The following is a 25,553-nucleotide window of genomic DNA, read 5'->3' as shown; positions in this document are numbered from 1 at the left end:
TGGCTGCTCGTACAACGGTCTAGCGCGCCCTGTCGTCTATGCTGGACGTACCGAACAGGAAGGAGCCAGCAAGATGAACGGATTGAACGAAGCAGCCGTTTCGGCTATGGCCGGGCTTCCGCTTGAAGACCTTTCGTACTGCCTCAAGTTGGCAAAGCGCCTTGAAAGGCTTGGCGTGGACGGAGAGCGTGCGAGCAGCGGCTTGTGCGATCTGATCGAGCGGGACGCAATTCCATCTGAATAGAACATTTCGCCAGACGGTCAAAGGTTTCCCGACCAGATGCATCGAGGGCTGCGTTGAGAGCGACGCGGCCCTCGATGCATTGCTGGTTCGGATTGCTCGCTTGGGCGGCATGCAACATGCCCGCGCTTCGTCAGTTCCTTTTCGTGCGGTTCGCACGATGCCTTGCGCGCTTCTCTCCGCGCGTTGCCGCCAGCGCGCCGCCAAGGAAATCGACGCTAAAACAAGAAGACGCCCGCGGGCGCCTTCTTTGAAAAGATATGGAGCATCGACCGTTAGTCGGCAACCTCAACCAGCGTGATCTCGAAGTTGAGGTCCTTGCCCGCTAGTTCGTGGTTCATGTCAAACGTTGCCACGCCATCTTCGATAGACTTGACGAACACGGGGAAGGGCTGGCCGCCAGGGCCCATCATGTACACGGTCTGTCCCACGGGAAGCTCGTTGCCATTCGGGATCTGATCGATGGGAACCTGCTGGATCATGCTGTCGTCGCGCTCGCCGTACGCCTCGGCTGCGGGGATATGGACCGCTTTCGTCTCTCCCTGAGTCATGTCCTTCACGGCCGTGTCGAAGCCGGGGATCATCTGGCCGGCCATGCACGTGAACTCGATGGGCTCGCCTCGATCCACGGAAGAATCGAACTTGGAGCCGTCGTCAAGCGTTCCCGTGTAGTGGACCTTGACCTTCTTGCCTTCGTTGCTCATGAGAGCTCCTTTTCATCTAGAAATCAATATCCTCAGTCTACCTGAGTGTTTTCGTCATTCTCGTCGGCAGGACAAACTTGCTCCAAGTTGCCACAAGTTTGCAAGCGTCCTCTTGGAGGCATGTCGTGCGCTTCAAGCAGGGTTATCTCGAAATTTAGCGCTTTGCACACGGCATCGTGGTTGAAGTCGAATACGGCGTGCGTATTCGACAACTCGATCAAACGAGCCGGGCACACGCGTCCGTCGACACCTTCCAGGCTGACGATTTCTCCCACGACCAAACGGGCATCTGAAGGAATCCGATCGAGCGGCATCTCCATGATCCGATCGTCTCGGCGATCTTCGTAGGCGACGTCCGCCCCTGCGCGGGCAAGCCGCGTTTCGCCAACGGCCATGTCGCGCACCGTTTCGATGAACTCCGGCGGCATCCACCCGTCAAGGCAAGGGAATTCGATGGGCTGCTCGGTTTGGTCGATGAACGTGAACCCATCGTCGAAGAACCCGCGGTACGCCACCTTCACCAGGCGCCCTTCGTTGCTCATCGGGATCTTTCCGCAAGCGTTGCCAGCGTCGTGCGCTGCTCGACCAGGCGGGCAAGCGGTTCCAGGTGGGGACGGTCTTCGGCTTCCAGTCCGCGCTTGGCCAGCTCGATCACGCGATCGCACAGCTTTGCGACGGGCTTTCCGTACACGGTCGCCTCGTATCCGTGCGCCATGGGCGCGTTTTTCGCATCCTCGTAGTCCCTCGCGTTCACCTGTGCGAACAGCTCGTCGAGCGCATCAAGGCTTTCGGGGGAGTAGAACAGCCCCTTGATAAGGCTTGCATACGCGATGACGTAGGGGATGGGCATGGCGTCCGCGGGCCTGATCTCAATGTAGGTTTTCAGGCGCACGTCGTTGAAGAACATGGACACGGCGTGCTCCACTTCGGCGCTCGTCATGGCGCGGTCGGCGTAGATGTCGCCGAACGTGCGCTCCGAATAGCACCACTGCTCCTTTTTGCAGGGAACCAGGATGGCTGGAGCGTCAAGGATATAGGCGGCGTAGCTTCGAAGGTCGAACCCGGGGTCCAGCACGTCCGGCACCAGTCCGCATCGATCGTTGTCCATGTGCTGCCAGATCTTGGTGCGCACCAGCTGGTGCGTGCGGGGCTTTCCTTCGAACACGGGCGTGTTGTCGGTGATAAGCGACAGGATCGGGACCAGCGCATACGCTAGACGCAGCTTGCGGAGGCAGTCTGCCGTGCTGGTGTAGTCGATGGACACTTGCGTGGAGGCGCTGCCCCGCATCATGCAGGGACCGCACGTGTCCTTCTCGCTCAAGTACAGGTTCATGAACTGGTAGCGCCGTTTCGGAATGAGCTCCAAGCTGCGCGCCGTTGCGGTTGGGTGGTACCCCTCGGTGAGCATGCGCTCGCCCACGGGCGTTAGGATTTCTTCGACCAAGCGCTCGAACTTGTCGAACGTTTCGCGAGCTTTATCCAGGTCGGAGAAGGGACCCGCAGAAAGCTCCACCTGGGCGGCAGGCTCGATGGTGACAGCTTCGCCCGGGCGGGCCACGCCCAGCAGATCGCCTTCAGGGTCGGTGGTTGCTTCGGGGTACTGAGCGCGAAGCTGCTCGAGCAGCCAGGCAACTCCGTGTTGACCGCTATAGGAAACGGGGCTCATATCGTCGTGCACGATGGTGTGCTCCAACTCGATTCCCAGCTGGCCGCGGCTTCCCTCGGGCTTGATGCCGCTCTCGAAAAAAGCCGTCAGCGCTTCAATGTTTTGTTCGCGCGCGGGCTGGTGCTGCATCGTGCAAGCGGAAGCCGCGCTGTCGCGTGTGGCTGTTTTATTCATGTAGCAGACTCCTGAACATCGTATGACCGATGAAATCGTACGGCATTTTCTATACAATACTCTTTTGGTCGCCGAGCTTGTCGGCAAAATGATATCCATTCGCTTTTCCATTCGGGGACGAGGCTGGGTTTGGACGTTCGTATCACAAAAAGAACAGCGCTACTGCTACTGCTCGACATAGTTACAACATACGCCGCGTATTGGCTGGCATCTCTTCTCACCGATGTGGAAGGCGAGGTCTTCGTCAACAACGAGATCTACTTTATGCTGGGCATCTTGGCCATCATAAACGTCGTTGTGCTGGGAATGTTCCGCCTCTACAGCAACTTATGGGAGTATGCCAGCGTTGACGAGGCCATCCAGATCGTCTTGGCCGTGGTGCTTTCCACGTTGGGCGGCGCCGTGTTTCTTTGGGTCATCGACGTGCGCCTTCCCATACGCGTGTTCTTCGTGGCCTGCTTTCTGCTCATATTCTTCATGGGGGGCATTCGCTTCCTCTTCCGCGTCATGCGGCAGAAAGGCCGCGCACTCGCCTCGGCGCAGCGCACGTGCGATCGCCCCCGGACGCTCGTGGTGGGCGCAGGCGAAACCGGTTCTCTGGCCATCGGCCGCATGGCCTCGATGGATCCGCTTATGCCCGGCATTCCGCTGGTGGCCACCGACGACGACCGATCCAAGCGAGGCAGCCGCATCCATGGCGTGAAGGTGGAGGGCACTACCGACGACATCGTTGCGCTGGTTGACAAGTACGACATCCGGCAGATCGTCGTGGCCATTCCGTCGTCGACGCCCGAGGAGCGCAAGCGCATTTACGGCGAATGTACGAAAACCGATTGCAAGCTGCGCACGCTGCCGAACGTGCGCGAGCTTTCGCTTGACGAGATCGGCGACGTCACCTTGCGCGACGTCGATGTGGCCGACCTGCTCGGCCGCGAGGAGATCGTGCTCAACACGCGAGCCGTGTCGGGCTACATCGCGGGCGAGACCGTGCTTGTCACGGGCGGTGGCGGTTCCATCGGCAGCGAGCTGTGCCGTCAGCTGTGCAAGGTAGCTCCTGCGCGCATCGTCATTTTCGACATTTACGAAAACGATGCGTACATGCTGCGCAACGAGCTGCTGTCCGAGTACGACGACATCGAAGTGGTTATCGAAATCGGAAGCGTATGCGAAGAAACGCGCATCGACGAGGTGTTCTCGAAGTACCGCCCTGCCGCGGTGTTTCATGCGGCCGCCCACAAGCACGTTCCCTTGATGGAGTCGTGCCCGCGCGAGGCCCTGCGCAACAACGTGTTCGGAACGCTCAACACCGTGCGCGCAGCCGATGCTTACGGCGCCGCCCGCTTCATCTTCATCTCCACCGACAAGGCGGTGAACCCCACCAGCGTCATGGGAGCCACCAAGCGCATGGGCGAAATGGTGGTCCAGTATTACGCGCGCACGTCGAAGACCATCTTCTCGGCAGTTCGTTTCGGTAACGTCCTTGGCAGCAACGGCAGCGTCATCCCGGTGTTCCAGCGCCAGATAGCCGCGGGCGGGCCGGTTACGGTCACGCATCCTGAAATCGAGCGGTTCTTCATGACCATTCCGGAAGCCTCGCGTCTGGTCATCCAGGCTGGCGGCATGGCCCATGGCGGCGAGATCTTCATTCTTGACATGGGGGAGCCGGTCAAGATCGTCGACTTGGCGAAGGGCCTTATTCAGCTGCAGGGGCTCACGCCCGACGTGGACGTCAAAATCGTGTTCACGGGCCTGCGCGAAGGCGAGAAGATGTACGAAGAGCTGTTGATGGACGAAGAGAGCACGCTTCCCACTGACAACCAATCCATCATGATCTCTACTGGTCAGGACATCAGCTACAACGAGGTGGCGGCGAAGCTCGATGAGCTGAAGGTTGCTTTGGGTAAAAGCGACGAAGAAGCGGTGGCCATTCTGGAAAGCGCCGTGCCCACGTACCGCCACACGCCGAATAAGTAGCAGGGCAGCTGGAGTGTTTTCGAGCAGCTGCTCTGCTGCTCGTGTATCCTTTTCATTTCCATGCTTGTCAAACGGCCAGATCTTTTTTAGGATGGTCTCCGGTATTGAATCGCTTCTGTTTTGTGCAACCGCACAAAACAAGCGAGCCGAAACGTCGAGCCTGCGGTGCGGGCATACGGAAGACGGAGGGGATCGACATGGCGATCGCAACGGGAATCGTTGGAGCGGCCGGATTCGCAGGCATTGAGCTGACGAGGCTCATTTTACGTCACCCCGAGTTCGAACTGCGCGTGGTCACGTCCAACGAATTGGCCGGCTCGTCCGTCGCTTCCGAGTATCCCGGGTTCACCGGAGCTACCGATCTTGCGTTCTCCACGCACGATGATCCTGCGCTCGACGCATGCGACCTCGTGTTTCTTGCCGTGCCGCACACTGCGGCCATGGCCATGGCGCCGCGCCTTGTCGAGCGCGGGGCGACGGTGGTCGATCTTTCGGCTGATTTCCGTTTGAAGGATCCTGCGGTTTACGAGCAGTGGTATGCAACGCCCCATACGCAGACCGACTTGCTTGCGCGGGCTGCTTTCGGCCTGCCTGAGCTGTTCCCCGACGATCTTGCCCGTGCGGCTGTCGACCGGGCGGAAGGCAAGGGCGTGCTGGTCGCGTGCGCGGGCTGCTATCCTACGGCCACGTCGCTTGCGGCTGCGCCTGCGGTGCGCGCAGGGCTTGCCGCCGATGGCGCGCCGGTGGTGGTTGATGCTATTTCGGGTGTGACCGGCGCTGGCAAGAAGGCTTCCGCCCGTACGCACTTCTGCTTTGCAGACGAGAACCTGGAGGCGTACGGCGTCGCCACGCATCGCCACACGCCCGAGATCGAGCAGATCCTTGGCATGGACGGGCGACTCGTGTTCACGCCGCACCTTGCGCCGCTTAACCGGGGACTGCTTTCGACCGTCAACATTCCGCTTGCTGCCGATGTCGCCGACGATGCAGCCGCCGTCCTCGATCGTTACCGCGCGTTTTACCGCGATGCCCCGTTCGTGCAGGTGCTTGACGCCGGCTTGATGCCCAAGACGTCGTCGGTCGCGGGCACGAACTATGCCCATATCGGGCTTGCCGTCAATGAACGCGCGCGTATGCTCATTGTGGTATGCGCTATCGACAACCTGGCGAAAGGCGCGGCTGGGCAGGCCGTGCAGTGCGCGAACGCGGTATGGGGAATACCCCAGACCTGCGGTCTTGAACCGATTGCCGTTCCGGTGTGATTCCCGTCGACCCTCACGAGAAAGAGGCTGTTATGACGCACCAGACCAATTCGCCGACATCGGCCACGGGCGATTCCGTGGTGCCTTTGCGCCCGGTTTCCGCGCCATTCGGCGCGACGGTGCCTCCGCCGGTCGAGGGCGGCGGCGTGACGTCCGCGCGCGGATTTCGAGCAGCCGGCGTGCATGCGGGCTTCCGCAAGGAGGTCGGTCGCTTGGATCTTGCGCTGGTCGCTGCCGACCAGCCGTGCGCCTGCGCCGCCGCATTCACGAAAAACGTGTTCTGCTCGGCTCCGGTCACGGTATCGCGCCGACACCTCGACGGCGTGGGCTACGGCACGGCGCGCGCGGTGGTGGTGAACTCGGGAAATGCGAACGCGGCAACGGGCGCTATCGGTCTTGAAGCTGCGGAAGAGACGGCTCGCCTTGCCGGCGACGCCGTGGGCTGCCCTGCTGACGAGGTGCTGGTGGCCTCCACTGGCGTCATCGGCGTGCACCTGCCCCTGGCTCCGTTCGGGACCGGCTTGCCCCAGGCGGTCGGCCAGCTTTCAGCGGAAGGCGGCGCCCAGGCGGCTCGCGCCATCATGACGACCGACACGCGGCCTAAGGAAGCTGCCGTCACGTTTTCGGGCGACGGCGTTGGCTACGACGGCTGCACGTTCACGGTGGGCGGCATGGCGAAGGGCTCCGGCATGATCATGCCGAACATGGCCACGATGATCGCCGTCATCACGACGGATGCGCCCATCGCGTCCAATGCGCTCCATGACGCGCTCGTTCGTGCGGTCGACGTCAGCTTCAACAAGGTGACGGTCGATTCCGACACGTCGACGAACGATTCGTGCTTCCTGTTCGCAAGCGGCGAGGCTGCACCGCAGGGCGCGCCGTCGTTCGATCCGTCCGGCTTGGCGTTCGCGCGCTTCGAGCAGGCGCTTCATGCGGTTTGCCAAAACCTTGCCCGCGCGATGGCTGCAGACGGCGAAGGAGCAACGCGCCTGGTCACGGTTAACGTGTCCGGTGCTGCGACCGACCAAGACGCTGACGCGGCGGCCCGCGCCGTGGCCAATTCGCCGCTGGTCAAGACGGCCGTGTTCGGTCACGACGCCAACTGGGGCCGCATTGCGGCGGCCATCGGGAAAAGTGGCGCCGCGTTTCGCCAGGAAGACGCTGCAATCGACATCATGGGCATGCCCGTGTGCCGGGGCGGCTTGACCGTCGCGTTCGACGAGGACGAGGCTTTGCGCCGGTTCGAGGAGGCCGAGATCGTCATCGACGTAGACCTCGGCGCAGGAAATTCGGAAACTACGGTTTGGACGTGCGACTTCACGCACGACTACATTACGATCAACGGAGATTACCGCTCATGAAATACGCGAAGGATACACGCCCCAAGGGCGCATCAACCAAGGCTGCCGAAGTCCTCGTCGAGGCGCTGCCGTGGATTAAGAACATTACAGGTAAAACCGTTGTCATCAAGTACGGCGGCTCCGCTATGGTCGACGGGCGGCTGCGCGCCGACGTCATGAACGATATCGTGCTGCTGAAGATCGTCGGCGTGAATCCCGTTATCGTGCACGGCGGCGGCAAAGCTATCACCGAAGCCATGGACCTCATGCAGTTTCCCGTGGAGTTTCGGGAAGGCCAGCGCGTCACCACGCCCGAAGCCATGGACCTGGTGCGCACGGTGCTCATGGGCAAGGTGAACCAGGAGCTTGTCGAGGCGTTGAACGAGCATGGCAACTTCGCCGTAGGCGTGAGCGGCGCCGATGCGGGCGTCATCGTAGCCGAGCAGGCTTCTCCGGAACTGGGCCGCGTGGGCCGCATCACGCGCATCAACCGTCCTCTTCTGGACGACCTCGTAAGCGCTGATTACATTCCCGTGGTGGCCTCGGTGGCCCTTGGCGAGGACGGCGGCTTCTACAACGTGAACGCCGACATGGTCGCCGGTCATATAGCTGCGGCCATCGGCGCGCACAAGGTGGTGTTCCTTACCGACGTGGACGGCCTGTACGAGAACTTCGAGAATAAAGATTCGCTCATCTCGAACCTGACGCTGTTCGAGGCGCAGTACATGGTTGAGAACAATATCGTGTCCACGGGCATGATACCCAAGCTCAAGTCCTGCATTCACGCGCTGGATGCCGGCGTGTTCCGCGCGCACATCCTGAACGGGACAACTCCGCATTCTTTGCTGCTGGAGCTTTTGACCAGCACCGGCGTGGGAACCACCATGCATTCCACCGAGGAGGCATGCGCGTTCGATTCGCATCCGCTGGGTAACTTCGCTTCCAAGCTTTTAGAGAATCGCCAGGCAGCCAACGCGGTATCGTCGAACGGTTAGGAGCGCAATCATGGGCTTTCAAGAAGAACAGCAGCTGGAATCCGATTTCGTCATGGGAACGTATGCGCGCAAGCCTGTAGAGCTTGTACGCGGTTCGGGCATGCGGGTTGAAGACGCGCAGGGACGTTCGTACCTCGATTTCGTCTCCGGCGTAGGCGCGGTCAGCCTGGGGCATTGCCATCCGGCTCTCGTGGCGGCGCTCGAAGAGCAGGCCCGGTCGTTGATTCACGTGAGCAACTACTACTACATCGAGCATCGCGGGGAAGCGGCGCGCATGGTGTCCGACCTTCTGAACGCTTGCGTCCCCGAAGAGCTCCGCGCGCCGTGGAAGAGCTTCTTCTCCAATTCGGGCGCCGAGGCGAACGAGTGCGCGTTCAAGCTGGCCCGCCTGCATGCGAAGAAGCGCGCCCGCGCTGCCGCTTTGGCTTCCGGCGCCGACGAAGCTGCGGCGCATGCCGCCGCCGAGGCCGCACCGCGCATCATCGTCACGCTCGATCGCAGTTTTCACGGGCGAACGCTTGCCACGTTGGCGGCAACGGCCCAGCCTGCGAAGCAGGAGGCGTTTCAGCCTTTGCCCGACGGGTTCGTGCGAACCCCTCTCAACGACGTCGAAGCGCTGGAAGCCTTGTTCGCAAGCCAGGGCGATGCGATTTGCGCGGTCATGGTGGAGTGCGTTCAGGGGGAAAGCGGCGTGCATCCGTGCACGACGGAATTCCTGCAAGCTGTTCGTCGCCTCACCGAAGAGCGCGGCGCCCTGTTCATGTGCGATGAGATCCAGTGCGGCATCTACCGTTGCGGAACGCACCCGTTCGGCTTCCAGCACTTCGACGTGGTTCCCGATATCGTGACCATTGCGAAGGGCGTCGCGTCGGGCGTTCCCATGGGCATGTGCGCTGCCCGTGCGGAAGTGGCGGCCTCTTTCGGGGCAGGGGATCACGGATCCACGTTCGGCGGCAGCTGTTTGGCGGTTGCCGCTGCCGAGGCCACGCTCAGTACGCTGGCAAGCGAAGGCGCAGCTCAAAACGTCGAGCGGGTGGGCGCGTACCTGCGCGCGATGCTCGAAGGGCTTCCGCACGTGGTCGAGGTGCGCGGCCTGGGGCTGATGGTTGCCGCAGACCTTGAAGAGCACGTGAACGCGTCCGACGTCGTTTCCGCGGGGCTTGACAAGGGGTTGCTGCTCAACTGCACCGGCCCGCATACGCTTCGCTTCCTGCCTCCGCTCGTATGCACGGAAGCCGATGTCGATACGCTGGGGGAGCGCTTGCGCGACATCTTGAGTTCGTACTAGAAAAGACACGTCTTGGGACGAGTCGGTCCTGGGGCGCCTCGGTGAGAGCTGCACGCACGTGCGTGGTATTCGCGTGCAGCTCGCTTACCGGAAAAGTTTCGAGACTTTTGAAATTCTGGGCTAGAAAAGCCGAATTATGAGGTACTATTTAATGCATATTTTCGCTGAGTGTTTCGCAATTTTGCATACCTCATGCGAGAATGAATGAGCGGAATTGTATGTGATCGTTCTCGAGGAACAGAGGGTATCGCAGGCATGAGGAAGCGGCAACAACGGCATGACATTATTCGCGACATCATTCGCGAGCACAATGTCAAGACGCAGCGAGATCTCGCAAATCAGCTGCAGGCCGCTGGCTATGAGTGCACTCAGGCTACGATATCCCGCGACATCATGGACATGGGTCTGGTGAAGTCGCGCGAGGGCTATTACGTTCTCCCTGAGGAGATGCGACTCCAGCGTATGGTTTCCGAATTGGTCGAAGAGGTACACGTGGCAGGCAACATGGTCGTAGTCAAGACGTTTTCCGGCGGAGCTGCCGGCGTCTCTGCTGCGCTCGATAAGGCCAGCCTGCGCGGTGCTCTGGGAACAGTGGCAGGCGACAACACGATCATGATCGCAGCGGAAAGCCCCGAGGCTGCCGTTGAAGTTGAGCGCGCCATCGACCGACTGCGACGACGTTAGTCGTCTACTTTCTTTTGCGGGAGACGCTTTTCCTCCCCACCTTCACCCCAAGCTTAGTATAAGCACCCGCATCCAAGTCGCCCGGCTTGGCTGTGCCGCAGCGAAAAGCCGCGGTGCATGTACGGATCACGTGCGCTCGATTTTCCTCGACGCCTTCCTTGGCATACCTCCTTTCGGTTGAAGGGGGTGGCTTTCTGTACCTGCATTGCGAAACGGGCATGAAATCAGGTATAAGCCATCAAAGGAAGGAACACATAATCATGGCTGATCAGAAGGATAAAGTTGTACTTGCTTATTCGGGCGGGCTGGATACGTCGTGCTGCATCAAGTGGCTTCAGGTGGAAAAGGACCTCGACGTCATCGCAGTGGTGGGCGACGTGGGGCAAGAGCACGAAGGCCTCGAAAAGATCAAGCAGAAAGCGCTCAAATCGGGCGCGCTCGAATGTATCGTGGTGGACATGAGGCAGACGTTCGTTCAGGAGTACCTGAGCAAGGCGTTAGCCGCCAACGCGATGTACGAGAACAAGTACCCGCTGGTCTCCGCTTTGTCGCGGCCCCTTATATCCAAGCATCTCGTGGACGCAGCCCATGCGTTCGGCGCGAAGTACATTGCGCACGGCTGCACGGGCAAGGGCAATGATCAAGTGCGCTTCGAGGCCAGCATCACGATGCTCGACCCCGATCTCGAGATTCTGTCCCCGGTGCGCGAATGGGATCTGAAGACCCGCCCTGAGGAAATGGAATGGGCCCAGCAGCACGGCATCGAGGTGCCCACCACCAAAAAATCCCCGTACTCCATCGACGACAACCTGTGGGGCCGGGCAATTGAGTGCGGCGTGCTCGAAGACCCGTGGGCGGAGCCTCCGGCGGACATCTATGCCATGACCGTTGACCCCGTCGAGGCCCCTGACGAGCCGCAGTACGTCGAGATCGAGTTCATGCGCGGTTTGCCGTACATGCTCGACGGCAACCAGAAAAGCTTCCTCGGCATCATATACGCGTTGAACGAGATTGCGGGAAAGCACGGCTACGGTCGCATCGACATGATCGAGAACCGGCTGGTCGGCGTGAAGAGCCGGGAGTGCTATGAGGTGCCAGGTGCCCTGTCGCTCATTCAGGCGCACAAAGCGCTCGAAGACCTGGTGCTCGAGCGCGAAGTGCTGCACTTCAAGCTGGGCATGGAGCAGGCGTGGGCGAAGTGCGTGTACAACGGCCAGTGGTTCTCGCCCCTCAAGGAAGCCATCGACGCGTTCCTGCTCAACACGCAGCGTTGCCTGTGCGGTACCGTTCGGCTCAAGTTCTACAAGGGATCCTGCACGGTGGTCGGCCGGAGAAGCTCGTATTCGCTTTACGATTACGCGCTGGCAACCTACGACGCCGATGATGTGTTCGATCACGAGGCCGCCAAGGGCTTCATCCAGCTCAACACGCTGTCTGCGAAGACCTGGGCCTCGAATCGCCGGAAGGAAGGCGCTCCGGCCGAGCTGTTCGACGCCGAAAAGCAGGAGGGCCCTTTGACCAAGGGCAAGTACGAAGACGTGACCCCCATTTGGAAGCAGGTGGTCGCCGCCGAAGCCGAGCTGGTGTAGGCGCGCAGGTGTTCGGGCGGGGCGTTGCGGACGCCCGCCCGACGCGCGGAACTGAAACGATACGATAAAAGGGACGGTACCATGGCACTTTGGTCGGGTAGATTCACTCAGGACGTGAGCGAGTTCACGCAGCGGTTCGGAGCATCGCTGCCGGTTGACAAGGCGCTGTACGCGCAGGACATAGCAGGATCGCAGGCCCATGCGCGCATGCTCGCGAAAACGGGCGTCATCTCCAATGATGACGCGGCCGCGATCGTCGGCGGCCTTGATCGCATCAAGGCGCGCATCGATGCGGGGACGTTCGAGTTCAATATCAACGACGAGGACATTCACATGTCCGTGGAGCGTGCGCTTATCGCCGACATAGGGGACGCGGGCGCCCGCCTGCATACCGGGCGCAGCCGCAACGACCAGGTGGCAACCGACACGCGCCTGTTCGCGAAGCAGCGGTGCACGCAGCTTATGGAGGCGAACGTCATGCTGCGCAAGGCGCTCATCACGCAGGCAGAGGAGCACTTCGACGTCATTCTTCCCGGTTACACGCACCTGCAGCATGCGCAGCCCGTGCTGTTCTCCCATCACATGCTGGCGTACGTATGGATGCTCACGCGAGACTTCGAGCGTTTGGCGGCCGCTCGTCGCGCAGCGGATGCCAGCCCGCTGGGGTCCGCTGCTCTCGCGGGAACCACCTACCCGCTTGATCGGCAAATGACGGCAGATGACCTGGGATTTTCGAACGTGATCCCCAATTCTCTCGATGCGGTGTCCGATCGCGACTTTCTGCTGGATCTTTCGTACGCGTGCAGCGTTTCGTGCATGCACCTGTCGCGCTTGTGCGAAGAGATCGTGCTGTGGTCCACCTCCGAGTTCGATTTCATCGAGCTTTCGGATGCGTTTTCTACGGGCTCGTCCATCATGCCGCAGAAGAAGAACCCTGATTTCGCGGAGCTCATCCGCGGGAAAACAGGTCGCGTGGTGGGGGACCTGGTCGCGCTGCTCGTCACCATGAAGGCTTTGCCGCTGGCGTACAACAAGGACCTCCAGGAAGACAAGGAAGGTGCCATCGACGCGGCAAAAACCCTCGAGGACTGCCTGGTGTGCGCAGCCGGCATGATCGAGACCATGGAGGTGAAGCCGGCTTCGATGCTCTCTCAAGCGAAGAAGGGCTATCTGGCGGCTACGGACGTGGCTGATTATCTGGCTAAGAAAGGCTTGCCGTTCAGAAACGCCCACGCGGTGGTTGGCCACTTGGTTTTGACGTGCGAACAGCGCGGATGCGACCTGAGCGATCTGTCGATCGAAGACTTCAAAGCAGCAAGCGACCTGTTCGAAGACGATATCGTGAACGAGCTTGACCTGGCAAGCATCGTTTCCGCGCGCATCACCGAAGGCGGAACCGGAGGCAGCGCCGTACGGGTGCAGCTGGAGCAAGCGAAGAGCGCGCTCGCTGCCGACGAGGCGTCTCTGTAGCCGTTTCGCTCCAAGGCGCATCCTTCGCAAAACGCTGGGCAACATGACCGCCCGGTCGGTACTTTTACGTTCCGACCGGGCGTTTTGCGTTATGCCCTTTTTCCAACAAGTTTATGTTGATTCATGGGGAGCCATGTCCCGATGATACAATTGGGCGAAGTTTTCTGGGAGGTGTCACGTGGCTTCACGTTCGATAAAAAACAGGCCGAGCATTAAAAAGAAGCATCCATCCATTGGCCTTTTGGTGATATTCACCGTGCTCGTTGCCGTCGTAACCGCTGGCGGCGTAGGTATATATGCGCTCGGAACGTCGTGGATCGGCGATTTGACTACGTATGACGTATCGCAGGTCGAGGACCTGAACGTTTCTCATCCGTCCGAAATGTACGCGAGCGATGAGACCACGCAGCTGGCGAAGCTGCAGCTGGAGAACCGCGACCCGGTTTCCTCGCTCGACGCGATCAGCCCGTACGTGGCGAAGGGCACGGTTGCCACCGAGGACGAGCGCTTCTACGAGCATGGCGGCTTTGATCTTTGGGGCATCATGCGCGCGGCCGTGGTGACGTTGACCGGCTCTGGCCGCGAAGGCGCGTCCACCATCACGCAGCAGTTCGTCCGCAACACCATCCTGTCCGACGAGATGACCGAGATCTCGCTCAAGCGCAAGGTGCGCGAGATGTACCTGTCCGTCAAGCTGGAAGAGGTGTACAGCAAGGACCAGATCCTGCTCATGTATCTCAACACCATCAACTACGGCAACGCTACCTACGGCATCGAGGCTGCGGCGGAGCGCTACTTCTCGAAGAACGCGGCCGACCTGACGCTGGCGGAATCAGCCGCGCTCGTCGGCATTCCCCAGTCGCCCACGTACAACGAACCGATCAACAACCTGGATAACTGCGTGTCTCGGCGCAACGTCGTGCTTGACCGCATGCTTTCGAACGGGGTCATCACCCAGGAGGAATGCGATGCGGCGAAGGCCGAGGAGCTTATTCTCAACCAAACCGTACCCACGAACGATGGCATCCTGGCCTACCAGTACTTCACCAGCTACGCCATCGACAAGCTTAAAGAGACGTACAGCGTAGCCGAGATCTTCGCCGGCGGCCTTACCATCGTCACGACGCTTGACGTGTCTGCGCAGCAGGCCGCCGAAGCCGCCATCGAGGAGAAGGAACAGAGGCTCGGCGGCACGATCCAAGGGGCTTTGGTTGCCGTCGATCCCAACACCGGTCATGTGAAGGCGCTGGTAGGGGGTCGTGGTGACAGCGAATTGAACCTCGCAACGGGCAAGGGCACGAACCCGACGAATCCCGGTCGTCCCTGCGGTTCCACGTTCAAAACGTTTACGCTCATTGCGGCGCTCGAGGCGGGGATCAATCCGAAGACCATGGTGGACTGCACGTCTCCGGCCGTTATACCTGATGCCGGCTATCCTGCGAGCAACCCGCTGAACAACATCAACAATCAAAGCTTCGGCAACATCTCCATGCAGAAGGCGTTTGCGAAGTCATCGAACACGGGCTTTGTGCGCTTGGAGATGGCGGTCGGCATCGACAAGGTTATCAACACTGCGAAGAACATGGGCATCACCTCGCCGCTGAACCCGGTAGGTTCGCTGACGCTGGGCCAGCAAAACGTGACGGTTCTCGACTTGGCGAAGTCGTATGCTCCCATCGCGAACGGCGGTACGAAGTACGATGCGCAGCCTATCTTGCGGATTTCCGACAAGAACGGCAATATCATTGCCGACAACTCGGCTCCCGGAGGCGAGCGCGTCATGTCTCCTGAAGTGGCGAAGGCAACAACCGATGTGATGAAGACCGTGGTTACCGATCCTGAGGGCACGGGCGGTAACGCTCGGTTGGCGAACGGCCAGGAAGTAGCTGCGAAAACCGGTACGTCGAGCGATTACAAGGACATCACGTTCTGCGGCATCACCCCGCAGCTGTCGGTGGCTATCTGGTTCGGCGATCCTTCCAACGTGGAGGAAATCCCCGTGAGCGTAAGCGCAGGGGACGTGTTCGCCAACTTCATGGACCAGGTGCTCGAAGGTCAGCCGGCCGAGAAGTTCCCGACGGCCAGCGATCCCAAGTACCTGCCGTCGTACTCCGATTCCAAGTATCATATTGGCGGAGCTTACGGCAGCGAGACGAAGGAAAAGGAAGAGGACGAGTCGAAGGAAGAGGAGAAGCCCTCTACCGGCACGGGCGACACCAAGCCCAAGCCTACGCCCACGCCCGATCCTACCCCCGACCCTACGCCCACGCCCGATCCGAAGCCCGATCCCGATCCGAAACCCGACCCGGAGCCTGATCCGAAACCGGATCCAAAGCCCCAGGCCGCCGCTGTTTCGATGCGCGTAGATGCGTGGATCAGGCAACCGTTCGGGTACGAGCATTTGCTGTATGCGGTGTAGCGGTTTCAAGACCGACGAAAACCGCTACGATACGATAACGACGATTCAATGCAGGAAAGCAGGTAGATAATGAAACGATCGAGATCCGCCCGAGTGCTCGTTGCTTTGTTCGCGGGCGTGCTCATGGTGTTCGCTTTGGGCGGTTGCGCGCAGCAGGATTCTGCGGCCGCTCAGCAGCAGTCCCAGAACCGTCAGTACATGACCCAGGTGAACCAGGTTATGGAGGATCTGAAAAGCAGGCTGGACAGCTTCACCGACGCGGTGTCGCGCGGCGACGTAGTGGGCATGCGCGCTCAGGCCGACAATGCGTTCAAGGCGATCGATTCGCTGGGCAAGCTTGAAGTTCCCGACGACCTGAAGGACATCCAGCAGGAATACGTCGACGGAACAAACGGCTTGAAGGATGCGCTGAACTCGTACATCGACCTGTACACCGAAATCGACAGCGCAACGGAAGCCCAGCCTTTCGATTGGTCTACGTACGCGGACCGCGTCGCGCAGATCAAGCAGCAGTACGATGACGGCATCGGCAAGCTGCAGTCGGGCGACAACAAGGCATCGGAAAAGAACTAAGCAAAAGGAACCAAGCAAGGGACGGGGTCAACGGCTCGTTTTCGACCGCAGGTCGGAACGCAAGCCGTTGACCCCGTCTTGTATTGTCCTTGCGGCGCTTCGCCGTTCTAAGGCTTAGGTCCAAGCGATACGATGATGACCACTTGCCCGTCTCGTACGCTTTGGCTTATGACGATGCCTGCGGGTACGGTGTCGGAATACTCTTCGAGATAGCCTGCAGGGTAGCCCTCGAGGATGGACGCGGCTTCCGAAAGCGTGCGCCCTACGGCGCTGGGGGCCGAGCGCAGATCGCGTCGATCGTCCTTGTCGTCCTCGTCCTTGTCCAACTGCGACTCAAGCTTGTTCTTCTGGGCGGTGTTGTACGGGTTGCTGTACGCAGGATCCTGCATCGAGACGAAGTGCTCGACAGCCTGCCCCTCGGTCGCGCGGTCCATGAAGTCTTTCCAAAGCGCGTTGCAGGTGATGCCCCGATCGGTTGCGATGGCGCCTGCCGGATTGCCGATCCAGGTGGATACCGAGAGGGCGGGCGTGTAGCCGACCAGCCAATGGTCGGCGAAGTCGCTCGAAGTGCCGGTCTTTCCGGCAACGGGTTGGCCGCTGTAGAGCCGCGCATTGTTCGCGGTGCCCTCGCCGGTCTCGAATACGGTGCGCAGCACTTTCGTGGTTGCTGCCGTCACGCGTTCGTCCAGCACGCGTTCGCTCGTGTCGGGAGCTTCGTATATCACCTGACCGTTGCGGTCGAGGATTTTCGTCACCACCACAGGGGCGCGCTTGATCCCGCCTGACGCCAGCGTTGCGTAGGCGGCCGCCATGTCAAGGGGCGTAACGTCGGCGGCGCCCAGCGTTGTGGAATACACGGTGGTCATCGGCGATGCGACCCCCAAGCGGGCAGCCATCTCGGTGGTGGACGATTGCCCGATGGCTTCCGAAAGGCGCAGGTAGCCGGTGTTCGAGGAGATGGCGGTGGCGCTCTGGATGCTGCGAATCCCGTAGTTGTAGCCGTCGAAGTTCTCGAACTCGTGGCTCTGCCCGTCAATGACATGCGTCATGGGGGACGTGCAGTCCACGAGTGTTTGCGGGGATACGCCCTGCTCGATGGCGGCGGCTAGCGTGAACGCCTTGAACGTCGATCCCGCCTGGCGTCCCGATCCGCCCGTTCCGGTTGCAAGGTTCACCTTGCTCGTATCGTAATCGCTGCCGCCCACCATAGCCTTTACCTGGCCTGTTTGCGCTTCGATAGCAACAAGCGATGCCTCTAGGTCGGCATCCATCCGCTCGCGCTGCGCACTGCAGGCGGCTTCTGCTTTGTCCTGCAAGCTCGGGTTGATGGAGGTGTAGATGATCAAGCCGCCCTTGAACAGGTCCGCGTACGAGCACCCGTACGGATTGTTCTCGGATAGCAGAAGGTCTCGCACATAGCTGGTGAAGTAATGGTAGGCGTAGATGCCGTCGGCGGGAGCGTCCGGAGCAAGGCTGAGTCCCAGCTCTGCGCTTGTTGCCGCCTCGTACTCGTCCCGCGTGATGTCTCCTGCAGAAAGCATGCGGTCGAGCACGACGTTTCGCCGCTCCAGGCATGCCTCGGGGTGCTCCTTGGGATTGAGGTACGTGGGGGATTGGGGTATGCCGATGAGCGTGGCAGCTTGGGTGAGCGTGAGGTCGGCGGCCGACGTTTGAAAGTAGTTCCGCGCTGCCGCTTCGATGCCGTAGCATCCGTCTCCGTAGTTGATGGTGTTAAGGTACATGAGCAGGATTTCGTCCTTGGAGAATCGTTTCTCCAGATTGACGGCCAGTTCGGCTTCCCGAATCTTGCGTTCGAAAGAAATCTCATGAGCTTCTTGCGTCAGCACGGTGTTCCGAACAAGCTGCTGGGTGATGGTGGACGCCCCCTCCAGCTTTCCGCCGCGCAGGTTGTTGACGAGGGCGCGCGCGATGCCCGGAAAGTCAACGCCGTCGTGTTCGTAGAATCGCACGTCTTCCGTGTCTACGGTGCCTTTTAAGACGTACGGGCTTATTTGGCTCAGCTCGATAGGGTCGCGCTTTTCCAGCTGGAATTCGGCGAGGACCGTCTGACCGTCGTCGGCGAACATGACGGATTCCTGCGCGTGGCTGGTGAAGTCGGTGTCTTCGATGGATGGGAGGTCTTCCGTCCACTGGTTCATGACGTTGAGCATTCCTCGTGCGCCCCAGAAGGCGACGAAGCACAGGGCTGCTGTGGTCAGAAGAAGCAGCCATTGCACCGCATGGGTGCGCTTTTCACGCTGTTTTCGGCGTATTTTCATCGTTCGACTATACTACCATAGCGCTATAGCTGAATCGCTGAGTGACAGAGGGGCGGGGGATCGCGATGCAGCGCGTCTGGTTTGACGCAGCGCCCTCCCGTTGAATTTCATTATATATAGGTAAGGATTGCCATGCTTCACGATGTCGAACTGCTCGCTCCGGCCGGAAACGCTGCCGCGCTTCATGCTGCCGTTCGCGGCGGCGCCGATGCGGTGTACCTCGGACTCGACTCTTTCAATGCTCGGCGCGGCGCCGACAACTTCACGATGGAGACGTTCGCCGAGGCGTGCGATTACGCTCACCTGCGCGGCGTCAGCGTGTACGTGACGTTCAACACGACCGTGTTGCCCTCCGAATTAACGCGCGCGCTCGAAACGATTCGCCAGGCCTACCGTGCCGGGGCCGACGCGTTCATCGTGCAGGATATCGGCGTGGCGGCTGAGGTGTCCCGCGCATTGCCGGAGGCGCGCCTGCATATTTCCACGCAGATGAACACGCATAACGCTGCGGGCATAGAGGCGGCGGCTCGTTTGGGCGCGCGTCGCGTGACGCTTGCTCGCGAGCTGTCCCTTGCCGAGATCGCGCATTTGGCCGAGGTTGCGCACGGCTTCGACATGGACGTAGAAACGTTCGCACATGGCGCGCTGTGCGTGTGCTATTCGGGCCAGTGCTTCATGTCGTCGCTCATCGGAGGCCGCTCGGCAAACCGAGGCATGTGCGCGCAGGCGTGCCGTTTGCCGTACGAGCTGCGTAACAAAGCGCTGCGCAAAAGCCTGCCCTCGCCGGGCGACCACCTGCTTTCCCCGCAGGACCTGTGTGCTGTGGATTTGCTGCCTGAACTGGTGCAGGCGGGCGTTGCTTCGCTCAAGATCGAGGGCCGCATGAAATCGCCCGAGTACGTGTTCGCGGTCACCAGCGTGTATCGGGCCGTGCTCGATCGGGTGCTCGCCTGGCGTGCGCAGGGTTGCGTGGGGGAGGCTCCTTGTGCGAACGACGACGAGCAGCGTGCGCTTGCCGAAGCGTTCTCGCGCGGTTTCACCACCGCGTACCTTGAGGGCGAGCGCGGCAATGACATCATGAGCTACGGGCGCCCCAACAATCGAGGCGTATTCGTCGGGCGCGTTGCTTCCGCCAAGGGCGGCGTGGCAACCGTTGCCGCCGAGCGCGAGCTCGTCCGCGGCGACGTCCTGGAGTTTTGGACGAACAAAGGCCATTTCGCGTACACGCTCGATTCCGTCGAGCTTGATCGCGAAGGAAACGTGCGCGTGTCGCCGGAGCGTCCGGTGGGCAAGGGCGATCGCGTGTTTCGCGTGCGCAGCGCTGCCGCGGCCTTCGAAGATGACGCGTTCGAGCCGCGCGTGCCGATCGTCGGGCGCGCCGTGCTGAAGATAGGCGAGCCGCTGCGCGTCGAGTTCTCGCTTGCGCCTCGGGCTGCCGTGCGCGCGTCCGCTGCGTCGGAAGCTCTTGCCGTTGCGGAAGGCGAAGTGGTGGAGGCGGCGCGCACGAAGCCCGTTTCCGCAGATGACGTGCGGGCTCATATCGACCGACTCGGCCAAACGCCGTTTACGATCGAACGACTGGATATCGATTTGGACGACGGCGTGGGAGTGGGCTTCTCCCAGCTGCATCGCGTGCGCGCCGCAGCTTTGGACGAACTGGTCGACCTGCTGCTCGAAGGCGATTGCAACCGCGCGCTTCCGCGCGTGGCGGTGCGCGAAACCCCGCAGCCGGCCAGGCCGAAGGGGCTTCGCATTGCGGCATGGGCCACGAACCCCGCATGCGCTCGTGCCGCGAAGCGTGCAGGGGCGGATATCATCTACGTGCCCGCTTTGCATTACAAGCGCGGCGAAGCCGTCGTTGCCGGCCAGCGATCGCAAACGGCCGAGCAAGCCGGCTATCCGAAGCAGGCCGTCGTGGCCCTTCCCACCATCGAGCATGACCTTGTGCCCGGTACGCGCGAGATGGCGCTCGACTTCGACGCTTGGCGCTACGTCAAGCCCGGCAAGCCCGTTCTTGTTGAAAACCTGGGAGCGCTTGTGCGCGCGGTCGAACTTGGAGCTCAGGTGGAAGTCGGCCCGCACATTCCCGTGACGAACGAGCTTTCGCTTGCCACGGCCGCCAATCTAGGAGCTCAGCGCGTGTGGCTGTCTCCCGAGCTGACCTTGGGCCAGATCGCCGACCTGGCGGAGGATTCCCCTGTTGAGCTGGGTCTTACAGTGATAGGCTCCCAAGAGCTCATGGTGACCGAGCATTGCCTGCTTATGAGCCAAGGTCCGTGCGACCAGGATTGCGATGCGTGCCCTCGTCGCAAAAGCCCCCATTACCTGCGCGATCGGAAAGATTTCGAGTTCCCCGTGGTCACCGATGCCCTCGGGCGCACTCACCTGTACAACGCAGTGCAGCTTGACGTGGTCCACGCGCTGCCCGACTTGATAAGCGCCGGTCTGACCGCGCTCATGGTCGACACCACGTTCATGAACGTGGAGCAGACAACCCAGGCGGTGGCTCGCGTCGTCCGTGCGCGCAACGTCGCCAACTCAAGCGGCAGCGCAATCGCGAAAACGCCGGGAACGACAAGCGGTCATCTGTTCCGGGGGGTTTCGTAGCGCTTCGGGCTCGATCGGGCTTTCCCAATGTGTGCTAGAATCGCAATTTACGTAGAGGCAAAGAAAGAGGAAACGATGCTATCCGCTGAAGAACAACTGCACATCATCGCTTCCGGCACCGCGAAGATCGTGCCGGAAAGCGCGCTGCTCGAAAAGCTCAAGCGCGGCACGCCGCTCAACATCAAGCTGGGCGTCGACCCTACGGCTCCCGATATCCATCTGGGCCATGCGGTTCCGCTGCGCAAGCTGCGCCAGTTCCAGGACCTCGGTCACGGCGTCACGCTCATCATCGGCGATGGCACGGCGCTTATCGGCGATCCGTCGGGCCGTAACTCCACGCGTCCGCAGCTCACGTCCGATCAGATCAAGGTGAACGCTCAAACGTACGTTGACCAGGCGTTCAAAATCCTCGATCCCGAGAAGACCACGCTGCGCTACAACTCCGAATGGCTGCTCTCCCTCAACATGGAGGGCTTGCTCAAGGTGGCCAGTAACTTCACGGTGGCCCGTATTCTCGAGCGCGACGATTTCCATAACCGCTACACGGGCAACCAGCCCATCAGCCTGCACGAGTTCCTCTACCCCGTCATGCAGGCTTACGACTCGGTGGTCATCAAGGCCGACGTCGAGCTGGGCGGCACCGACCAGCTGTTCAACCTGTTGGCTGGTCGCGAGCTCATGGAGAAGATGGGCATGGAGCCGCAGGTGTGCCTGACGCTTCCGCTGCTCGAAGGCACCGACGGCGTGCAGAAGATGTCGAAGAGCTACGGCAACTACATCGGCCTGACCGACGAGCCTGCCGACATGTTCGGCAAGGTCATGTCGATTCCCGACGAGCTCATGATCAAGTACCACCGTCTGGCCTCCGCCTTCTCGGTCGACGAGATCGACGCGATCGAGCGCGGCTTGGCTGCCGATGAGCTGCATCCTAATAAGGTGAAGCGCGCGCTTGCTCGCAACATCGTGGAAGCGTACTACGACCAAGCGGCTGCCATGGCAGCTGAAGAGCAGTTCGACCTCGTGTTCAAGCAGCATGCGGTACCCGACGACATCCCCGAGTACGCTGCCGACTTGGCGCCGAACGAGGACGGCTTCGTGTACCTGGCGAAGCTTATCGCTGACGCCGGTTTGGCGGGGAGTGCCGGCGAGGCTCGGCGCCTGATCGACGGCGGCGGCGTCAAGGTAAACGGCGAAGCGTTGCCTCCGAAGTCCTACAACGTGGAGCCGGCCGCAATCGAAGGCGCGGTGCTGCAAGTGGGCAAGCGCAAGTTCGTGAAGCTGGTCTAATCGCAGAGGCGGCCTTCGGGTCGCCTCTGTTGCATTTTTTTCAAAACTCTTGCAAGGATGGCCGCCGCTCGTTCGTGTTGTATATGAAGGAAGCACGAACGAACAACCAGGAGGACCGATTCATGAAGAAGAAAACCATCGCCATCGTCGCCGTCATCGCTCTGGTGGCGCTTGCGGTGCCCGCCGTCGCGTTCGCGAATGCGATGCCCCATGCTTGGATGGGGCTGGGGCAAAGCGCGCGCGTGCAGCCCGTGCTGGCCGATCAGGAGGCAAACGCAGCGCGCGGGGGCTACGTCGACGCCGATCAAGACGGCGTCTGCGACAACCGCGTCGACGGTCGCGGCATGGGCTCGGGCTACGTCGACGCCAACGGCGACGGCGTCTGCGACAACCGTGTGGACGGGTCCGCTCCTGCATGCTCCGGCTACGTCGATGCCGACGGCGACGGCGTTTGCGACAACCGCGTCGACGGTCGCGCCGCGGGTTCCGGCTATGTCGACGCCGACGGCGACGGTGTCTGCGACAACCGCGGTTCTGCGGGGTACGGCCAGGGTCAGGGCCAAGGACAGGGCCAGGGCAAGGGCTTCGGTCCGGGTCGCGGAGCCGGTTGCGGCTACGGGGCCGGTTGCCAGCGCGGCTAAAGGCCGACTTGTTCACGCGATGAGGCCGGGCGCAGACATCGAGCGGGCTATAGAGGCTCACGGCGACGCCGTATGGCGCGTGTGCGGCCTCTATTTCCGCGTGCATGCCGACGCTCAGGACGCATTTCAAGACACGTTCATGAAGTACGCCCTCGCCGACAGTGCAGCGTTTGAGAACGAAGAGCATCGCAAAGCCTGGCTCATTCGCGTGTCAGCTAATGTATGCAAAGACATGCTGAAAGCCGCTGCGCGCCGCAACGTTTCGTTCGACGAGCACGCGGCTCCCTCGCATCCCGTGTCGACGGACCCTGCGGTTCAGCCGGCCTCTTTCGAGAGCGAGGTGGCCGATGCCATGAGGTCGCTCGACGACCCGCCGCGCACGCCCTTGTACCTCTCGCTCTATGAAGGATACACCGCGCCCGAAATCGCCCGCATGGTCGACGCGCCCGTCAACACCGTCTACTCGTGGATCGCGCGCGGCAAGCAGCAGTTGAAGGAGGTCTTGTCATGAGCTATCTCGATCAGCGCGTCCGAGAGGCCTTCGACGAGGTCAAGGTTCCCGAATCCGTGAAGAATCAAACCCTTGCCTGCATAGAGGCGGCTCGCTGCGCCGCCGAGGCTCCCGTTCCCGCGCCGGTAGCGTCGTCTTCCGAAAAAGAACCCTCGCCGCGCTCCCGCTTCCGGGCGCATGGCGTCCGCAGGGTGGCGGCTCTTGCGGCGTGCCTCGTGTTGGCGGTTGCGTGCCTGAGCGGATACCGCCTGTACGCGGAGCCTACGGCGTACGTGGGAATAGACGTTAACCCGTCTCTCGAGCTTTCCGTCAACCGATTCGGATTGGTCGTGGAGGCAAGGGCGCTCAACGAGGATGGCCGTGCCGTCCTGGATTCGGTTTCGCTCGAAAATCGTCCGTACGCTTCGGCATTGGAGGCGCTGACGGAAAGCGAGGGCTTTGCTCCCTATATACAGGAGACGTCTTTTGTCGAAGTGAGCGTCACGTCGGGCGACAACCGGCAAGCTGAGAGCCTTCGGGCCGAGAGCGATGCGCAGTTAGCGGCGCTGCCGTGCGCGGGCGCCTGCGCCGTCGTAAGTGAAGGAGACCGAGCGGCTGCGGCCGACGCGGGCATGGGGGTCGGTCGCTACCGTGCGGCTCTCGAGCTGATGGAGTACGATCCCAATGTTACGCTTGAAGCATGCTCGAAGATGAGTATGCGCGAGCTCCGCGATCGCATCGAGGCGTGCGCTCACCCCGATGGCGAGACGACTTCCGGCGGCAAAGGGGAAGGTCATGGGCCGGCCGGCGGGGGACGGTTCGGGCAGGGGGCTTCTTCCGGGTCCGGGAACGGAATGGGTCGAGGACAAGGAGGGGACCCGGGTGCTTCCCTATAAGAGCGCTTTTACATGGGCTAGATTCGGGTTGCAAACCAGTTGTGTGCAAAGTTCACAACTCAACAATCCGTGACCTGGGGTTTTGCAAATTATCACCCGAAATATGCAGCAAATTCGAAATTTACCATTGCGTTACTTAGAACTTACCGGTAATATACAACTCCCGCGTTTGAGGGAAGCGCGAATCGCCGAAAAGCGATCGGAGAAACGAACCCTCCCGCAAACGGTTGCATACCGAGCGGAGGGCCCGCAAGCGGGTCCGCGAGAACCTTGAAAACCGGATACTGAGAAGCAGAACAAGCGAGAAAAAAGCCAAGTGAACGGATCCGCATGAGACGGACCCCGGCCGGCCGCGGACCCCTCGGGGGAGCGGGCGGCGGGAAACCAAGATCGAACGCGGCAGCGATGCCGCACTCTTTTAAACGGAGAGTTTGATCCTGGCTCAGGATGAACGCTGGCGGCGTGCCTAACACATGCAAGTCGAACGGTTAAGCCACCTTCGGGTGGGCATACAGTGGCGAACGGGTGAGTAACACGTGACCAACCTGCCCCTTGCTCCGGGACAACCTCGGGAAACCGAGGCTAATACCGGATGCTCCGGCCCCTCCGCATGGAGGGGCCGGGAAAGCCTCGAGCGGCAAGGGATGGGGTCGCGGCCCATCAGGTAGACGGCGGGGTAGCGGCCCACCGTGCTTTCGACGGGTAGCCGGGTTGAGAGACCGACCGGCCACATTGGGACTGAGATACGGCCCAGACTCCTACGGGAGGCAGCAGTGGGGAATTTTGCGCAATGGGGGCAACCCTGACGCAGCAACGCCGCGTGCGGGACGACGGCCTTCGGGTTGTAAACCGCTTTCAGCAGGGAAGATCGACGACGGTACCTGCAGAAGAAGCCCCGGCTAACTACGTGCCAGCAGCCGCGGTAATACGTAGGGGGCGAGCGTTATCCGGATTCATTGGGCGTAAAGCGC

20 protein-coding genes and 1 rRNA gene (1 of these 21 cut by a window edge) are annotated in these 25,553 nt (G+C 61.2%); 17 read left to right on the top strand and 4 right to left on the bottom strand.

Going from position 1 to position 25,553, the window contains the following annotated elements; translation table 11 throughout:
* Positions 1 to 73: 73 nt before the first annotated feature.
* The gene (locus tag LG373_RS08275) at positions 74 to 244 is read left to right on the top strand and encodes a hypothetical protein (protein ID WP_181792612.1); all 171 of its coding nucleotides are present in this window, start codon (positions 74 to 76) and stop codon (positions 242 to 244) included.
* Positions 245 to 516: 272 nt separating this feature from the next.
* Here LG373_RS08275 and LG373_RS08270 read toward each other — a convergent pair whose 3' ends face one another.
* Genes LG373_RS08270 through LG373_RS08260 form a run of 3 tightly spaced genes read right to left on the bottom strand, consistent with a single transcriptional unit; the run spans position 517 to position 2,785 of the window.
* Entirely contained in the window at positions 517 to 945 is a 429-nt protein-coding gene (locus LG373_RS08270) for a peptidylprolyl isomerase (RefSeq protein ID WP_225749522.1), read from the bottom strand.
* 32 nt (positions 946 to 977) lie between these two features.
* Positions 978 to 1,487, bottom strand: coding sequence for a peptidylprolyl isomerase (locus LG373_RS08265; protein WP_225749521.1), 510 nt, complete (start codon positions 1,485 to 1,487; stop codon positions 978 to 980).
* Positions 1,484 to 2,785 (bottom strand): glutamate-cysteine ligase family protein, encoded by a 1,302-nt coding sequence (locus LG373_RS08260; protein ID WP_225749520.1) that lies wholly within the window; start codon positions 2,783 to 2,785, stop codon positions 1,484 to 1,486. The genes LG373_RS08265 and LG373_RS08260 overlap by 4 nt, the downstream gene beginning before the upstream one ends.
* 264 nt (positions 2,786 to 3,049) lie before the next feature.
* Here LG373_RS08260 and LG373_RS08255 point away from each other — a divergent pair, with 264 nt between their 5' ends.
* The 10 genes from LG373_RS08255 to LG373_RS08210 all read left to right on the top strand — a co-directional run bounded on the left by LG373_RS08255 (position 3,050) and on the right by LG373_RS08210 (position 16,382).
* Entirely contained in the window at positions 3,050 to 4,759 is a 1,710-nt protein-coding gene (locus LG373_RS08255; RefSeq protein WP_225749519.1) for a nucleoside-diphosphate sugar epimerase/dehydratase, read from the top strand.
* A 197-nt stretch (positions 4,760 to 4,956) separates the two neighbouring features.
* Positions 4,957 to 6,021 carry an N-acetyl-gamma-glutamyl-phosphate reductase gene (gene argC, locus LG373_RS08250; protein ID WP_225749518.1) on the top strand — a complete coding sequence of 355 codons (1,065 nt, stop codon included), beginning with the start codon at positions 4,957 to 4,959 and terminating at the stop codon, positions 6,019 to 6,021.
* Positions 6,022 to 6,053: 32 nt separating this feature from the next.
* Positions 6,054 to 7,385, top strand: coding sequence for a bifunctional glutamate N-acetyltransferase/amino-acid acetyltransferase ArgJ (argJ, locus tag LG373_RS08245; protein WP_225749517.1), 1,332 nt, complete (start codon positions 6,054 to 6,056; stop codon positions 7,383 to 7,385).
* The gene (gene argB, locus LG373_RS08240; protein ID WP_114567629.1) at positions 7,382 to 8,359 is read left to right on the top strand and encodes an acetylglutamate kinase; all 978 of its coding nucleotides are present in this window, start codon (positions 7,382 to 7,384) and stop codon (positions 8,357 to 8,359) included. The genes argJ and argB overlap by 4 nt, the downstream gene beginning before the upstream one ends.
* Before the next feature lie 10 nt (positions 8,360 to 8,369).
* The gene (locus LG373_RS08235; protein WP_225749516.1) at positions 8,370 to 9,647 is read left to right on the top strand and encodes an aminotransferase class III-fold pyridoxal phosphate-dependent enzyme; all 1,278 of its coding nucleotides are present in this window, start codon (positions 8,370 to 8,372) and stop codon (positions 9,645 to 9,647) included.
* Between the two features lie 255 nt (positions 9,648 to 9,902).
* Positions 9,903 to 10,331, top strand: coding sequence for an arginine repressor (locus LG373_RS08230; RefSeq protein WP_009305040.1), 429 nt, complete (start codon positions 9,903 to 9,905; stop codon positions 10,329 to 10,331).
* Positions 10,332 to 10,591: 260 nt separating this feature from the next.
* Positions 10,592 to 11,920 (top strand): argininosuccinate synthase, encoded by a 1,329-nt coding sequence (locus tag LG373_RS08225; protein ID WP_225749515.1) that lies wholly within the window; start codon positions 10,592 to 10,594, stop codon positions 11,918 to 11,920.
* A gap of 81 nt (positions 11,921 to 12,001) precedes the next feature.
* Positions 12,002 to 13,390: an argininosuccinate lyase gene (gene argH, locus LG373_RS08220; protein WP_225749514.1), complete on the top strand. Its 1,389-nt coding sequence runs from the start codon at positions 12,002 to 12,004 to the stop codon at positions 13,388 to 13,390.
* Positions 13,391 to 13,568: 178 nt separating this feature from the next.
* On the top strand, positions 13,569 to 15,809 hold the full coding sequence (locus LG373_RS08215) for a transglycosylase domain-containing protein (RefSeq protein ID WP_225749513.1): 2,241 nt from the start codon (positions 13,569 to 13,571) through the stop codon (positions 15,807 to 15,809).
* Between the two features lie 69 nt (positions 15,810 to 15,878).
* Entirely contained in the window at positions 15,879 to 16,382 is a 504-nt protein-coding gene (locus LG373_RS08210; RefSeq protein ID WP_114567624.1) for a hypothetical protein, read from the top strand.
* Between the two features lie 107 nt (positions 16,383 to 16,489).
* Here LG373_RS08210 and LG373_RS08205 read toward each other — a convergent pair whose 3' ends face one another.
* A complete protein-coding gene (locus tag LG373_RS08205; RefSeq protein WP_225749512.1) occupies positions 16,490 to 18,661 on the bottom strand; it encodes a transglycosylase domain-containing protein in 2,172 nt (723 codons plus the stop codon).
* A 132-nt stretch (positions 18,662 to 18,793) separates the two neighbouring features.
* Here LG373_RS08205 and LG373_RS08200 point away from each other — a divergent pair, with 132 nt between their 5' ends.
* The 6 genes from LG373_RS08200 to LG373_RS08175 all read left to right on the top strand — a co-directional run.
* The gene (locus LG373_RS08200) at positions 18,794 to 21,268 is read left to right on the top strand and encodes a DUF3656 domain-containing protein (protein ID WP_225749511.1); all 2,475 of its coding nucleotides are present in this window, start codon (positions 18,794 to 18,796) and stop codon (positions 21,266 to 21,268) included.
* 75 nt (positions 21,269 to 21,343) lie between these two features.
* The gene (gene tyrS / locus LG373_RS08195; protein ID WP_225749510.1) at positions 21,344 to 22,555 is read left to right on the top strand and encodes a tyrosine--tRNA ligase; all 1,212 of its coding nucleotides are present in this window, start codon (positions 21,344 to 21,346) and stop codon (positions 22,553 to 22,555) included.
* Positions 22,556 to 22,677: 122 nt separating this feature from the next.
* Positions 22,678 to 23,196 carry a hypothetical protein gene (locus LG373_RS08190; protein WP_225749509.1) on the top strand — a complete coding sequence of 173 codons (519 nt, stop codon included), beginning with the start codon at positions 22,678 to 22,680 and terminating at the stop codon, positions 23,194 to 23,196.
* Between the two features lie 19 nt (positions 23,197 to 23,215).
* Positions 23,216 to 23,707, top strand: a complete 492-nt coding sequence (locus LG373_RS08185) for an RNA polymerase sigma factor (protein WP_225749508.1) — start codon at positions 23,216 to 23,218, stop codon at positions 23,705 to 23,707.
* Entirely contained in the window at positions 23,704 to 24,582 is an 879-nt protein-coding gene (locus LG373_RS08180) for a hypothetical protein (protein WP_225749507.1), read from the top strand. The genes LG373_RS08185 and LG373_RS08180 overlap by 4 nt, the downstream gene beginning before the upstream one ends.
* 419 nt (positions 24,583 to 25,001) lie before the next feature.
* Positions 25,002 to 25,553, top strand: a 16S ribosomal RNA gene (locus tag LG373_RS08175) (it continues 959 nt past the right edge of the window).

The organism is Paraeggerthella sp. Marseille-Q4926 (assembly GCF_916618935.1).
GTDB lineage: Bacteria > Actinomycetota > Coriobacteriia > Coriobacteriales > Eggerthellaceae > Paraeggerthella > Paraeggerthella hominis.
The sequence above is the reverse complement of the archived record's forward strand: the minus strand, read 5'-3'. Positions and strand labels throughout refer to the sequence as shown.

Excerpts from the sequence above, each read along its gene's own strand:
- LG373_RS08275 (WP_181792612.1), top strand. The coding sequence starts at position 74 with ATGAACGGATTGAACGAAGCAGCCGTTTCGGCTATGGCCGGGCTTCCG.
- LG373_RS08270 (WP_225749522.1), bottom strand. The coding sequence starts at position 945 with ATGAGCAACGAAGGCAAGAAGGTCAAGGTCCACTACACGGGAACGCTT.
- LG373_RS08265 (WP_225749521.1), bottom strand. The coding sequence starts at position 1,487 with ATGAGCAACGAAGGGCGCCTGGTGAAGGTGGCGTACCGCGGGTTCTTC.
- LG373_RS08260 (WP_225749520.1), bottom strand. The coding sequence starts at position 2,785 with ATGAATAAAACAGCCACACGCGACAGCGCGGCTTCCGCTTGCACGATG.
- LG373_RS08255 (WP_225749519.1), top strand. The coding sequence starts at position 3,050 with ATGCTGGGCATCTTGGCCATCATAAACGTCGTTGTGCTGGGAATGTTC.
- argC (WP_225749518.1), top strand. The coding sequence starts at position 4,957 with ATGGCGATCGCAACGGGAATCGTTGGAGCGGCCGGATTCGCAGGCATT.
- argJ (WP_225749517.1), top strand. The coding sequence starts at position 6,054 with ATGACGCACCAGACCAATTCGCCGACATCGGCCACGGGCGATTCCGTG.
- argB (WP_114567629.1), top strand. The coding sequence starts at position 7,382 with ATGAAATACGCGAAGGATACACGCCCCAAGGGCGCATCAACCAAGGCT.
- LG373_RS08235 (WP_225749516.1), top strand. The coding sequence starts at position 8,370 with ATGGGCTTTCAAGAAGAACAGCAGCTGGAATCCGATTTCGTCATGGGA.
- LG373_RS08230 (WP_009305040.1), top strand. The coding sequence starts at position 9,903 with ATGAGGAAGCGGCAACAACGGCATGACATTATTCGCGACATCATTCGC.
- LG373_RS08225 (WP_225749515.1), top strand. The coding sequence starts at position 10,592 with ATGGCTGATCAGAAGGATAAAGTTGTACTTGCTTATTCGGGCGGGCTG.
- argH (WP_225749514.1), top strand. The coding sequence starts at position 12,002 with ATGGCACTTTGGTCGGGTAGATTCACTCAGGACGTGAGCGAGTTCACG.
- LG373_RS08210 (WP_114567624.1), top strand. The coding sequence starts at position 15,879 with ATGAAACGATCGAGATCCGCCCGAGTGCTCGTTGCTTTGTTCGCGGGC.
- LG373_RS08205 (WP_225749512.1), bottom strand. The coding sequence starts at position 18,661 with ATGAAAATACGCCGAAAACAGCGTGAAAAGCGCACCCATGCGGTGCAA.
- LG373_RS08200 (WP_225749511.1), top strand. The coding sequence starts at position 18,794 with ATGCTTCACGATGTCGAACTGCTCGCTCCGGCCGGAAACGCTGCCGCG.
- tyrS (WP_225749510.1), top strand. The coding sequence starts at position 21,344 with ATGCTATCCGCTGAAGAACAACTGCACATCATCGCTTCCGGCACCGCG.
- LG373_RS08190 (WP_225749509.1), top strand. The coding sequence starts at position 22,678 with ATGAAGAAGAAAACCATCGCCATCGTCGCCGTCATCGCTCTGGTGGCG.
- LG373_RS08185 (WP_225749508.1), top strand. The coding sequence starts at position 23,216 with ATGAGGCCGGGCGCAGACATCGAGCGGGCTATAGAGGCTCACGGCGAC.
- LG373_RS08180 (WP_225749507.1), top strand. The coding sequence starts at position 23,704 with ATGAGCTATCTCGATCAGCGCGTCCGAGAGGCCTTCGACGAGGTCAAG.